Genomic DNA, 12924 nt, shown 5'->3' with positions numbered 1-12924 from the left:
TACCGCTTCCTTCTTTTTTGAAAAGATCGTTAAGGTTCGCTCAACCGATCGTCATCAAATTCGCATTACCGCCTGCTGCTGCCGTATTCACGCTGACCGAACGTTCCGTCAACAGACGTTCGAGCGCGTAATCCTCATCGCCGCTTTCCAGCGCGCGAGCCGCCACGCCCTGCACCGAAACGATCGGGCCCGGACGCTTCGCGACCTCCTTGACCAGCGCCAGCAGCTCGTCGCTATCGCCTTCGAACAGCACGGCGTCGAACGTTGCATCCGCGCTCTTCTTCACGCTCGCATGTGACTTCAGCGACGCGGGCAACTGCGCCACCAATTCTTCGCCAGCCGCGCCTTCGAACAGCGCGCGATTTCCCGTAGCCAGCGCCGCGGCAAACTGCACGCGCGCGCCGCTCGCCGTCGACGCAATGCACAGCACCGTGCCGCGCGCGCCCAACGTGTACGTGTTGCGCTCGCCAGTCGGTCCCGACAGTACCGCCGTGGCGCCCGCCGGCATATGCGACAGATAGCCGTCGCAGCGCGCGGCCAGCACCGGCTGTTGCTCGGCGATCAGCCAATCGCGATAAGCCGTCAATGCAGCGGACGGATTGTCGCTGTTTTCGGCTGCGTTCGGTACATCCGCAACCAATGCCTGCGCGAGCGACTTCGGCAACCCGGCCGGACGCGTCGCCAGCAGACGCTGCAAATACAGCGCGCCGCCTGCTTTCGGACCCGTGCCCGACAAACCTTCACCGCCGAACGGCTGCACACCCACCACCGCGCCGATCACATTGCGGTTCACATAAATGTTGCCGACGTGCGCGCGGCTGATCACGTGAGCGATGGTTTCGTCGATCCGCGTATGAATGCCGAGCGTCAGGCCGTAGCCCGTCGTGCGAATCTGTTCGAGCAGCTTGTCGAGCTGGCTGCGGCGGTAACGCACCACATGCAGCACCGGGCCGAACACTTCACGCTTCAGTTCGTCGATGCTGTCGAGCTCGATCAGCGTCGGCGGAACGAAGGTGCCTTGCGCGCAACCATCGGGCATCGGCAATTGCTCGACCTTGCGGCCTTTCTCGCGCATCGTCGCGACGTGCGCGTCGATACCGCGCTTCGCGTCGAGGTCGATCACCGGGCCGACATCGATCGACAAACGGTCCGGATTGCCCACGGCCAGTTCGCGCATCGCGCCCGTTAGCATCTCCAGCGTGCGTTCCGCGACATCGTCCTGCAGACAAAGAACGCGCAGCGCGGAACACCGTTGACCGGCGGAGTCGAAAGACGATTGCAGCACGTCCGCGACCACCTGTTCAGCGAGCGCCGACGAGTCCACGATCATGGCATTCTGGCCGCCCGTTTCGGCGATCAGCGGAATCGGCTTGCCGTCCGGATCGAGGCGGCCCGAGAGCGTCTTGTTGATGAGGCGTGCGACTTCAGTCGAACCAGTGAACATCACCGCGCGCGTGCGCGGATCGGCCACCAATGCAGCGCCGACCGTTTCACCATTGCCCGGCAGCAGTTGCACTGCGCCCGCCGGGACGCCGGCTTCGCGCAGAATACGCACGGCTTGCGCGGCGATCAGCGGCGTCTGTTCGGCCGGTTTCGCGAGCACGGTGTTGCCGGCGGCCAGCGCCGCGGCCACCTGGCCCATGAAAATCGCCAGCGGGAAATTCCACGGGCTGATGCAAACCACCGGACCGAGCGGGCGATGCGTGTCGTTGGAGAACTCGTCGCGAATCTGCGTGGAGTAGTAGCGCAGGAAGTCGATCGCTTCGCGGATTTCCGCGACGGCGTTCGCCAGCGACTTGCCGGCTTCACGCACCACCAGACCCATTAGCGTATGCATCTGCGCTTCGAGCAGATCGGCGGCACGCGCGAGACAATCGGCGCGCGCATCGACCGGCGTGGCTTGCCAGATCGGCGCGGCGGCGACCGCATGCGCCAGCGCGGCGCTGACATGTTCCGGGGTTGCTTCGACGACCGTGCCGACGAGGTCGCGATGATCCGCCGGGTTGCGCACATCGCGCGCGGCGCCCACGGCGATTTCGTTGTCCTCTAGCATCGGCGCGGCGCGCCACGGATGATGCGCGCTCGCCAGCAAAGCCGACGACAGCGACGCCAGACGATGCTCGTTCGACAGATCGAGCCCCATCGAATTGAGACGCTCGGCGCCGTACAGATTGCGCGGCAGCGGAATCTTCGCGTGCGGCGCGCCGAGCGGCACGATCTTCGAGGCTTCGTCGACCGGGTCGGCGATCAAGTCTTTGATCGCGACGTTTTCATCGGCAATGCGATTCACGAACGACGTGTTCGCGCCGTTTTCCAGCAGACGGCGCACGAGGTACGCGAGCAGCGTTTCATGCGTGCCGACCGGCGCGTACACGCGGCACGGACGGTTCAGCTTGTCGCGGCCGGTGACTTCCTCGTACAGCGGCTCGCCCATGCCGTGCAGACACTGGAACTCGTACTGGCCGGGGTAGTAGTTGTTGCCCGCGAGATGATAGATCGCCGAGAGCGTGTGGGCGTTGTGCGTGGCGAACTGCGGATAGACCGCGTCGGGCGCGCCCAGCAGTTTCTTGGCGCAAGCGAGGTACGACACGTCCGTGTAGATCTTGCGCGTGTACACCGGATAGCCTTCGAGGCCGTCCACTTGCGCGCGCTTGATTTCGGTATCCCAGTACGCACCCTTCACGAGGCGCACCATGATGCGGTGACGGCTGCGGCGCGCCAGATCGATGATGTAGTCGATCACGAACGGGCAACGCTTCTGATACGCCTGCACCACGAAGCCGATGCCGTTCCAGCCGGCCAACTCCGGATCGAAGCACAGCGCTTCGAGCAGATCGAGCGAGATTTCGAGGCGGTCGGCTTCTTCGGCGTCGATGTTCAGGCCGATGTCGTAGCGGCGCGCGAGGATCGCCAGCGAGCGCACGCGCGGCAGCAGTTCGCTCATTGTGCGTTCCTGCTGCGAACGCGAGTAGCGTGCGTGCAGCGCGGAGAGCTTGATCGAGATGCCCGGGCCTTCGTAGATGCCACGGCCGCCGGCGGCCTTGCCGATCGCGTGGATGGCCTGCTCGTACGACGCGTAGTAGCGCTGAGCGTCGGCTTCGGTGGTGGCCGCTTCGCCGAGCATGTCGTACGAGTAGCGGAAGCCGCGTGCTTCGTATTTGCGGCTGTTGGCCAGCGCCTCGGAGATGTTCTCACCGGTGACGAACTGCTCGCCCATCAGGCGCATCGCCATATCGACGCCCTTGCGGATCAGCGGTTCGCCGCCCTTGCCGATCAAACGCGTCAGCGCCGACGAGAGGCTCGTTTCGCTATTGGTCGTCACCAGCTTGCCGGTGATCATCAAGCCCCACGTCGCGGCGTTGACGAACATCGACGGCGCCTGGCCCATGTGCGATTTCCAGTCGCCCTTACTGATCTTGTCGCGGATCAGCGCGTCGCGCGTGGCGCGGTCGGGAATGCGCAGCAGCGCTTCGGCGAGGCACATCAGCGCCACGCCTTCCTGGCTCGACAGCGAGAACTCGTGGATCAGACCTTCGACGCCACCACCCTTGCTCTTGGTGCGCAGCGTTTCGACCAGCTTGCCGGCCATCGTCTGCACATCGCCCGCGAGGTTCGCAGGCAAACGCGCCTGACCGACCAGGAACGGCAAGCATTCCGGCTCGGGACGACGATAAGCGGCCGTGATCGCCGCGCGCAGCACCGATTGCGGTTGCACGTTTTGCGCGAACTCGAGGAACGGGTGCGACGCGCCGTCTTCTTCCTGCTCGACCGAGGCGCCATCGGCAAGATCCGCCGAGCCTGTCACGCCCGACAGTTCGGGCGGCAACTGACCGTGCTCGATCTTTTCGAGGTACGCGAAGATGGCCTGCTTGATGAGCCAGTGCGGAGTGCGTTCAAGACGGGTAGCGGCATCTTTCAGCCGGGAACGCAGGAGGTCGTCGACCTTGACGCCAAGGGTGGTGCTAGCCATGTTTCCTTCTTCGGATACCAAACGAATGCGCTGGGAAAGACTCAAAGTTGGGCGAATCGTACGCCTCCCAATAAAAAGGTGCAACCATGTTCCGAGTATGGTTGCACCCTGCTGGGAGCCTTGTGCGGCGGGGGTTTGCGCCAGATGGCGCTGTGCGCCTGCACAGCGGTTGCGCTTAGTACTTTCCCTGGCGTGATTCTTTTTGCTTTTACCCTTATCAGAACGGGTCGGCGCGCCGTTATACGGAACATAGCGGCACGCGGCCTCCGGGCACGCACAAAAAAACGGTACGGGGTTTAGAGGACAGGCGAAATGGAAAAGTGGCTGGTGATATTGGGCATCTGGGCGATGTGCGCGACCTGCGGCGTGCTCTTCATACGCGGCGCGACAAGCGGACCGGGAAGGCGCGAGTCCGACGACGAACGTGCGACGGCGGCATCGCGCGCTTCGGCGGGCGATGCGCGGGCCGCGTTGAACGATTGAGCGATTGAGCGGTTGCGTCCGGTGTTCCGTGCCGGATGTGGCGATGCGGCTTTTTACGCTGACTCCGGTTGCCGGGCGAGTTCAACGCCGGACTTCATGCCGCGGCGTGGGGTCGGCACGTGCCGATGTCGGGGAGCGGTTTTGAACTGCGCACGGGTGTCCCGGCGAAATTTAGGCGAGCGGCGTCGCAGAACGAAACGACCATTCGCTCTGAGAACATGACTGAGGAGTAGCGACGGCGCCAGACCGCCGACGCGCCTTAGATGTCGAGCGGATCGACTTCCAGATTCCAGCGCAGCACGCCTTTCAGGCCGCGCAGCAGCGGCTGCCAGGCGCGCAAAGTCGCCTGCAAGGCGGCCCGCGACGCGCTCTCGATCAGCAATTGCGCGCGGTGCACGTGCATGACTTTGACGATGGTGAGCGGCACGGCGTCGTAGACGGTCACGCGTTCGGCGGCCGCAATGCCGGTCAACTCGGCCGCCGCCTGTTGCAGAAAGGCGAGCGCGGCTTCGAGCGTGCGGCCTTCGGCGCGCAGCAAAGCCTGATAGACGAATGGCGGCAAGTGCGCGTCACGCCGTTCGGCCAGCGTGGAATTGGCGAAGCCGACATAGTCGTGGCGCCCCAGCGCGTGATAGAGCGCGTGTCGCGGATAGCGTGTCTGCACAAGCACTTCGCCCGGCAAACCCGCACGGCCCGCCCGGCCGCTCACCTGCATCAGTTGCGCGAAAAGCCGTTCACTCGCGCGGAAGTCGTGGGAAAACAACGCGGTGTCGGCGTTCAGCACGCCGACCAGCGACACGCGCTGAAAGTCGTGACCTTTGGCGATCATCTGCGTGCCAACGAGGATGTCGACTTCGCCCGCGTGGACGTCGGAGAATAGCGCCTGCGCGCTGCCTTTACGACGCGTGCTGTCAGCGTCGATGCGCAAGATGCGGGCGCCGGGCACCGCGCTCGCCAGCGTTTCTTCGACGCGCTGCGTGCCGCGGCCCATCGGCGCGATATCGACGTTGCCGCACTCCGGGCACGAACGCGGGATACGCGCTTCCCAGCCGCAATGGTGGCAGCGCAGCGCGCGCTCGGGCTTATGCAGCACGACGTACGCGCTGCACCGTGGACATCCGGCGACCCAGCCGCAGGCGTCGCAGGCAAGCTGCGGCGCGTAACCGCGGCGGTTCAGGAACACGAGGCTTTGTTCACCGCGTTCGAGCCGCGCCTTCAGCGCCGTGATCAGCGGCCCCGACAAACCTTCCACCGATGCCCGCCCGCGCCGCCGCTCCTCTTCCAGATCGATCAGTTTGACGGTGGGCAATACGGCCTCGGCGACGGCGCGGCGCGACAAGGTGAGCCGCTTGTAGCGGCCCTGGTCCGCCTGCCACCAGCTTTCCAGCGACGGTGTGGCCGAACCGAGCACGACCGGCAAGCCGAGTTGTTTGGCGCGATAAATCGCCAGATCGCGCGCCGAATAACGCAAACCTTCCTGCTGCTTGTAAGCCGGATCGTGCTCCTCGTCGACGACAATGATCGCGAGCTTGGGCAGCGACGCCAGCACCGCCAGCCGCGTGCCGAGGACGATGCGCGCGCGGCCGGTGTGCGCGGCGAACCAGTTGCGGGCGCGCTCGCCTTCCGCAAGGCCGCTGTGCAGCGTGACGATCGACGTGCCCTCGAGCGCGGCGAAGCGCCCGCGGAAGGCCGCTTCGAACTGCGGCGTCAGATTGATTTCGGGGACGAGAACAAGCGCCTGGGCGTCAGGCTTCGCGGCCAGAATCTCCGCGAGCGCGCGCAAATAGACCTCCGTCTTGCCACTGCCCGTCACGCCGTGCAGCAGGAACGGCGCAAAGCCGTCTGCATCGCGGATGGCTTCGACGGCGGCCGCCTGCTCGTCCGTGAGCGTGGGCAGCGCGGGCGCGGGCGCGTCAGACGAAGCGGCTGCGGTCAGCGCCGCCGCGGCTTCGATGATGTCCAACGCAACCCAGCCCTCAGCCTGCCAGGCGTCTAGTGTTGCAATCGCTTTGGGGTGTAGCGCGCGGGCCTCGGCGGCAAGCAGGAACTCCGTTTCGGCCAACGCCTGCGCCAGTTTCCGCAAGGCGCTTGCCCGCGCCGGCAGGGCATCGGGCAACGCGGCGCGGCCTTCGGGCGTGAGACTGTAGCGCTCTTCCGGCGCGAACAGGCGCGACCAGCGCGACGCATCGCGCAACGCCTGCGGCAACGCGGGCAACGCGACCTCTCCGAGGCCGCGCTGGTAGTAGTCGGCGGCGAACGCAGCCAGCTTCAGCCATTCCGGCGACACCGGCGGGCAAGCTGTGCACACGTCATTCACGGAGCGAAGACGATCCGCCGGCACGTCGCTGTGAGCGGTCACTTCGCAGACAAGCCCTACGATATGGCGCTTCCCAAACGGCACGCTCACCAGCATGCCCGGCGCGACAGGCACAGGCGTGTCGAAACGGTAGTCGAACAAGGTCGCCAGCGGATGGTCGAGTGCGACGCGGACGAACACTTCGCTCACGCGTCAGCAGGGATCAGAGGAATGAGCGCGACACGATGCCACATCGTGGTGCCCATTGAGCAGACGGCGAATCCGTAGAAGTTAAAGTAAAACTTCAATTTCGGCGCTAAGTTTTGGATTCCGCTGAACAATTGCAATCGGTCCGAGTGCCTGTGGATAACTTTGTTGAGAACTTTGCCCGGACGGCCCGGGAACCGCGCCGCAGCGGCCTTCTGTGGGGTTCCGCACAGTCTGACCAGAACCCGTCAAACCCTTGCCAGACAAGGCTTAGATCAAATGCGCCTGCAATGTGCAAGGGCCAGGACACGACTAAAGCTTCTACCGCGCCGCAGCGTGATGAATGTGCATAAGTCAAGTCTTGACTTTCGCAGGACCGCCATCTGACGGCCTGTTAGCTGCAAATTTTCCCTTAGACCGAGAGCCCAGTTCGCTGCGGCGCAACAAAAAATGGTAACGATTACGGCTTCATGCCGGTGCATGAGCCCCGCTGCGAATCGCCCGGCTATGACGATGCACCTCGTCAACCAGTTCGGCGACGTTCTCCGGCGGTGTGAACTGCGAAATGCCGTGGCCGAGATTGAACACGTGACCGGGATGATTCCCGAAGCTGTCGAGGACCGCGCGCGCTTCCATGCGGATCGAAGCCGGCGGCGCGAACAGCACCGATGGATCGATATTGCCCTGTAGCGCCACCTTCCCGCCCACGCGCTCGCGCGCTTTGCTCAGGTTCACCGTCCAGTCGAGGCCGACCGCATCCACGCCGGTGTCGGCGATTTCGTCGAGCCACAGGCCGCCACCCTTCGTGAAGGTAATGACCGGGACTTTTTCGCCGTCGTGGTCGCGCTTCAACTGACTCACCACCTGCTGGATGTACTGCAGCGAGAAACGTTGATACACGCCGTCAGCCAGCGCCCCGCCCCACGTGTCGAAAATCATTACAGCTTGCGCGCCGGCTTCGATCTGGGCGTTCAAATACGCCGCGACCGAGCGCGCGTTGACGTCGAGAATGCGGTGCATCAGATCCGGACGCGCGTAGAGCATCGACTTGACGGTGCGGAAATCCGCCGATCCGCCGCCTTCGACCATGTAGCACGCGAGCGTCCACGGACTGCCTGAAAAGCCGATCAGCGGCACGCGTTGACGGCCTTGCGCGTCGGTCAGCGCGGTGCGAATTTCGCGCACGGCGTCGGTTACGTAGCGCAGCGTGGCGTCGATGTCCGGCACCGCGAGGCGCGCGACGTCGTCTTCCGTGCGAACCGGGCGAACAAACTTAGGACCCTCGCCGGTCACGAATTCGAGGCCCAGACCCATGGCGTCGGGCACGGTGAGGATGTCGGAGAACAGTATCGCGGCGTCGAGCGGATAACGGTCGAGCGGCTGCAACGTGACTTCTGTCGCGTACGCCGGGCTCTTCGCCAAACCGAGAAAACTGCCCGCGCGACCGCGCGTGGCGTTGTATTCCGGCAGGTAGCGGCCAGCTTGCCGCATCAGCCAGATCGGCGTGTAGTCGGTCGGCTGGCGCAGGAGTGCGCGCAGGAAAGTGTCGTTCAGGAGTTTATGGGCCACGTTGCTTACGACTGAGGGCAAAGGGGCATTTTACCGGAGCCTGGCCGCCGCATCGTGCTTGATCCGGCCAATAACTGTTGGGCCGCGTCGCTCGCGGCCGGTTTTTGGGTGGGTTGGCCGCGGCGTCATCACCTGGCTGAACGGCCAATGTTCAAGCGGAAATTGCCGGGCTATTATCCAACGGACTTACCAAACAATTACTTACAACCAAGGAGACTCGATGAACAAGGCAGCACTCGCACTGCTCGGCGCGCTGGCCGGCGTTTTGATGCACGCAGGCGTGGCTGGGGCACAGACCAGCGCCACCACGGCAACGCCCTCGCGGCTCGACGAAATTCTCGCGCGCGGCACGCTGCGCGCCTGCACCACGGGCGACTACAAGCCGTACTCGTTTTACAAGGCGGACGGCCAGTTCGAAGGCATCGATATCGACATGACGGAGTCGCTCGCCAAGTCGCTCGGCGTCAAGGCGGAGTACATCAAGACGTCATGGTCGAATCTGATGAACGACTTTGTCGCCAAGTGCGACGTGGGCGTGGGCGGTGTATCGCCGACCCTCGAGCGGCAGAAGCGCGCGTTTTTCACGGAGGCCTACATGGTCGACGGTAAGACGCCGATCGTTCGGTGCGACGACGTCAACAAATATCAGACCGTCGCGCAAATCGACCAGCCGGCGACACGCGTGATCGTCAATCCGGGCGGCACCAATGAGCGCTTCGCGAAACAGTACTTTCCGCATGCGAACCTGACCGTCTATCCGGATAACGTGACGATATTCAAGCAGATCCTCGCCGGCAAGGCGGACGTGATGGTGACTGACGCGTCGGAAACCTTGTTGCAGCAAAAGCTGAATCCCGGCCTTTGCTCGGTTCATCCGGACAAACCGTTCCAGTACGGGGAGAAGGCTTGGCTCCTACCGCGCGGCGATGTGCCGTTCCAGCAATACGTCGACCAGTGGTTGCACCTCGCGCGAGCAACCGGCGAATACCAAGCCATTTCGGACAAGTGGCTGAAGTAGCGTAACGCGTTTTTTGGCCGTCTCCTTTTCCATTTTTTACTGGAAGGCGGCGGCGGTCGGGAAACGCCAAATGACCACGTTCACGCGCCAATCATGTAACGGTACGAGGCGCTGTTAAGTAAAACCCGAACAATAAAGCCGTCATAACTCTCGGTCAGCACGGGCTTTGCGCCCCAATTGCGTACGCAAGTGAATGCTGCGATGCAATGCTGCCGTGATTTGGATTACGGAAACTCGTGAAGTCGGGCAAGGACCTGTAACGCGGGGGATCCTGCGTCCAAAAGATGAACGTGCAACCATTTCATGCAGAATCGACTTAACGGATTACGCCGCACTATGCGTCGCGAATAGCATCAATCAGGCGTATGAAATTGCGAGCGAGTCATCGGTAAAAATTACGGTTCAATCGTTTCTTTTTGGCAAAATATCCTGCAGCGCCTTATCTGGCGGGCGTTACAACCTGAAACACTTTGTTACCGCGCTCGTAGATTAATTCGCCCACAATGCCCTCACGGTTTCAACACGGATGTGGCTGGGTGCTTGGTGTGAGCGGATACGATGCACTTGCCGGTCGGCCTATGCCGAAGCCCTGTAAAGGGGCATCCCTGCTGGGGCCGTAGTCGACGCAGGGTCGTCGTCTCAGTCGGTTCCTTCTTTGGTCTCCTCGCGCTAACCCCGTAGCGTGTGGTTTTTAGCGGGCTCCAGGCCCGCTTTTTTTTCGTCTGGCCAAACGTTTGCGCAGCGCAATAGCGCGCTATATCGGGTACGTTCGCGGTACTTGAGCGAAGTTGCACGGCAAACGATTTGCCCCCTTACGCTTTATCTTTGTGCCTCACTGGCCGATCCGCGGCGCGCGATGTTTTGCCCGCGCGGACCTGCCATCGACGGTTACGCCGTCTTGTCTTCCCGCAGCTTCAATTCGCTGATCATCTGCTCGCGCATGATGAACTTCTGCACCTTGCCGGTCACCGTCATAGGCAGTTCATCGACAAAGCGGATGTACTTCGGCACCTTGTAGTGCGCAATCTGCCCTTGGCAGAACTGCTGGATCTCTTCAGCCGTCGCCTGCTCCCCCGAACGCAATACGACCCACGCGCAGACCTCCTCGCCGTACTTCGTGTCGGGCACGCCGAACACCTGCACGCTCTGAATCTTCGGGTGCCGGAACAGAAACTCCTCGATCTCGCGCGGATAGATGTTCTCGCCGCCGCGAATCAGCATGTCCTTCAGCCGGCCGACGATGTTGCAGTAGCCTTCGGCGTCGAGCGTTGCCAGATCGCCGGTATGCATCCAGCCGTCGACAATACTTTCGCGCGTCTTCGCCTCGTCGCCCCAATAGCCCTGCATCACCGAATAGCCGCGCGTGCATAGCTCGCCGGTTTCGCCCACTGGCACGATCGCGCCGAGGGGATCGACAATTTTCACTTCCAGATGCGGCTGAATGCGGCCGACTGTTGTCGTGCGCTTGTCGAGCGGATCGGTCGTCGAGCTCTGGAACGAGACTGGGCTGGTTTCGGTCATCCCATACGCGATAGTGATTTCGCTCAGATGCATTCTGGAGACGACCTTCTTCATGGTCTCGATCGGGCAAGGCGAGCCCGCCATGATGCCGGTGCGCAAGCGCGAGAAGTCGTAGCTGGCGAAGTTCGGATGATCGAGTTCGGCGATGAACATGGTCGGCACGCCATGCAACGCGGTGCACTGCTCTTCCGCGACCGCGGCCAGCGTTGCGGCCGGGTCGAAGCCCTCGCCCGGAAACACCATATTGGCGCCAACCGATACGCATGCCAGCACCGCCAGCACCATGCCGAAACAGTGGTACAGCGGGACAGGGATGCATAAACCGTCCTGCTCGCTCAGACGCATCGCCATCGCGATGTAACGCGCGTTATTCACCACGTTGCTGTGCGTCAGCGTCGCGCCCTTCGGATTGCCGGTCGTGCCGCTGGTGAACTGGATATTGATCGGCTCGTGGCACGAGAGCGTGGCGCCAATGGCGTCGAGCTTCGCCACGTCGAGTGACACGCGCCCGCGCTCGATCACGTCGGAAAAGGTCAGCATGCCGGGTGTTTCCGTGTCGCACATGCGAATCACATAACGCAGTTCGGGCAACCTTGCCGCGTGCAGTTCACCGGGCGCCTGCGTAGCCAGTTCAGGTGCAAGCTCCTGCAGCATCTCCAGGTACATGGACGTCTTGAAGCGCTCGGCGGCGATGATTGCCTTGCAGCCGACCTTGTTAAGCGCGTACTCGAGTTCCGCGAGCCTGTATGCGGGATTGATATTGACCAGCACGGCGCCGATGCGGGCGGTAGCAAACTGGGTCAGCAACCATTCCACGCGATTTGGCGACCAGATGCCCACGCGGTCACCCTTCGCGATACCAAGCGTGAGCAGCCCTGCTGCCAAAATATCGACTTCTTCAGCGAATTCCTTCCATGTCCACCGAATGCGTTGCTCGCGAAACACCACGGCCGGACGGTCCGGAAAGCTTGCCGCCGTATCGCGCAGAAACCGGCCGACCGTCGCTTCGCTCAGCGGGATGTCGGTCGACCCGCGGACATAGGACAGCCCATCTTTGGGTTCGATGAGTGCACCTTCGCCTGACACATGCGTTGCCATGGTGTTATCTCCGTGAGCTCAGCGCAAGCTCGTCTATTGAAATGAATTTGAAATCGATTGTGCCATCGGCGTGTGTCGGTCCGGCATCAAGTCTTACCCGCAGCGCATTGCCGCGCCGCGCGAGCCGAAGCGCCACGATGAATCAAAACACGATTTTGCTGACCTTTCCGTAAACGTCAAGCAGAGATCAAAAAAAAGCAGCCGTGAAGGCTGCTTTCTCTCTGATACGTTTTGCCTAGTTCTGACCGCGCAGCTTGCGCAGACGCTGAATCGCAGCGAGCTGAGCCGTCGCGTACGCCAGTTCCGCTTGCGCGGTCGCGTATTCGAGGTTCGAACCCGTGTTCTGCAGCGCTTCTTCCGCACGCTTGCGTGCATCTTCAGCCTTGGCTTCATCGAGATCCTTGCCGCGAATAGCCGTGTCGGCGAGGACCGTCACAGCGCCCGGCTGGATTTCGAGGATGCCGCCGGCGACGAAGACAAACTCTTCTTCACCGTTTTCAGCTTCGATGCGCACCGCACCCGGACGAATCCGCGTGATGAGCGGCGTGTGGCCCGGCAGAATGCCGAGTTCACCTGCTTCGCCCGGCAGCGCGACGAACTTCGCCTGGCCCGAGAAGATCTGCTCTTCCGCGCTGACGACGTCTACCTTGATTGTTGCCATAAGTGTCGACTCCTGTGGCGACCAGAGTTGGCGCTTTGGCGCTTACTCGGGTCCCCTGCAAAGCTCGACGAGAGCTAACGCTTTAACGCTGACTCTCGTCC

The 12924-nt window shown here is 62.7% G+C and carries 7 protein-coding genes; 2 read left to right on the top strand and 5 right to left on the bottom strand.

Annotated elements, in window-relative coordinates; all coding sequences use genetic code 11:
• Nucleotides 1-40: 40 nt before the first annotated feature.
• The gene (putA, locus tag ACFSNN_RS26365; RefSeq protein ID WP_134457511.1) at nucleotides 41-3970 is read right to left on the bottom strand and encodes a trifunctional transcriptional regulator/proline dehydrogenase/L-glutamate gamma-semialdehyde dehydrogenase; all 3930 of its coding nucleotides are present in this window, start codon (nucleotides 3968-3970) and stop codon (nucleotides 41-43) included.
• A gap of 312 nt (nucleotides 3971-4282) precedes the next feature.
• On the opposite strand from putA, the gene ACFSNN_RS26360 reads away from it, so the two are divergent.
• Nucleotides 4283-4453, top strand: a complete 171-nt coding sequence (locus tag ACFSNN_RS26360) for a hypothetical protein (protein WP_166799269.1) — start codon at nucleotides 4283-4285, stop codon at nucleotides 4451-4453.
• A 259-nt stretch (nucleotides 4454-4712) separates the two neighbouring features.
• On the opposite strand, the gene ACFSNN_RS26355 is transcribed toward ACFSNN_RS26360, so the two are convergent.
• Both ACFSNN_RS26355 and hemE read right to left on the bottom strand, forming a co-directional pair.
• The gene (locus ACFSNN_RS26355; protein WP_208949494.1) at nucleotides 4713-6959 is read right to left on the bottom strand and encodes a primosomal protein N'; all 2247 of its coding nucleotides are present in this window, start codon (nucleotides 6957-6959) and stop codon (nucleotides 4713-4715) included.
• 465 nt (nucleotides 6960-7424) lie between these two features.
• Complete coding sequence (gene hemE, locus ACFSNN_RS26350; protein ID WP_134457510.1) at nucleotides 7425-8525, bottom strand: uroporphyrinogen decarboxylase; 1101 nt, start codon at nucleotides 8523-8525, stop codon at nucleotides 7425-7427.
• A gap of 220 nt (nucleotides 8526-8745) precedes the next feature.
• Here hemE and ACFSNN_RS26345 point away from each other — a divergent pair, with 220 nt between their 5' ends.
• On the top strand, nucleotides 8746-9543 hold the full coding sequence (locus ACFSNN_RS26345; RefSeq protein ID WP_134457509.1) for a transporter substrate-binding domain-containing protein: 798 nt from the start codon (nucleotides 8746-8748) through the stop codon (nucleotides 9541-9543).
• An 888-nt stretch (nucleotides 9544-10431) separates the two neighbouring features.
• Here the strand turns inward: ACFSNN_RS26345 and ACFSNN_RS26340 are convergent.
• Both ACFSNN_RS26340 and ACFSNN_RS26335 read right to left on the bottom strand, forming a co-directional pair.
• Nucleotides 10432-12162, bottom strand: a complete 1731-nt coding sequence (locus ACFSNN_RS26340; RefSeq protein WP_134457508.1) for an AMP-binding protein — start codon at nucleotides 12160-12162, stop codon at nucleotides 10432-10434.
• Nucleotides 12163-12397: 235 nt separating this feature from the next.
• Nucleotides 12398-12823 (bottom strand): F0F1 ATP synthase subunit epsilon, encoded by a 426-nt coding sequence (locus ACFSNN_RS26335; RefSeq protein WP_012434800.1) that lies wholly within the window; start codon nucleotides 12821-12823, stop codon nucleotides 12398-12400.
• Between the last annotated feature and the right edge of the window lie 101 nt (nucleotides 12824-12924).

This window comes from Paraburkholderia dipogonis (genome assembly GCF_042680985.1).
GTDB classification, from domain to species: domain Bacteria; phylum Pseudomonadota; class Gammaproteobacteria; order Burkholderiales; family Burkholderiaceae; genus Paraburkholderia; species Paraburkholderia phytofirmans.
Note: the sequence above shows the minus strand (reverse complement) of the source record. Positions and strands in the feature narration are given on the sequence as shown.

Bases quoted from the DNA above. Each gene is read 5' to 3' on its own strand.
- putA (WP_134457511.1), bottom strand. From the start codon at position 3,970: ATGGCTAGCACCACCCTTGGCGTCAAGGTCGACGACCTCCTGCGTTCC.
- ACFSNN_RS26360 (WP_166799269.1), top strand. From the start codon at position 4,283: ATGGAAAAGTGGCTGGTGATATTGGGCATCTGGGCGATGTGCGCGACC.
- ACFSNN_RS26345 (WP_134457509.1), top strand. From the start codon at position 8,746: ATGAACAAGGCAGCACTCGCACTGCTCGGCGCGCTGGCCGGCGTTTTG.
- ACFSNN_RS26340 (WP_134457508.1), bottom strand. From the start codon at position 12,162: ATGGCAACGCATGTGTCAGGCGAAGGTGCACTCATCGAACCCAAAGAT.
- ACFSNN_RS26335 (WP_012434800.1), bottom strand. From the start codon at position 12,823: ATGGCAACAATCAAGGTAGACGTCGTCAGCGCGGAAGAGCAGATCTTC.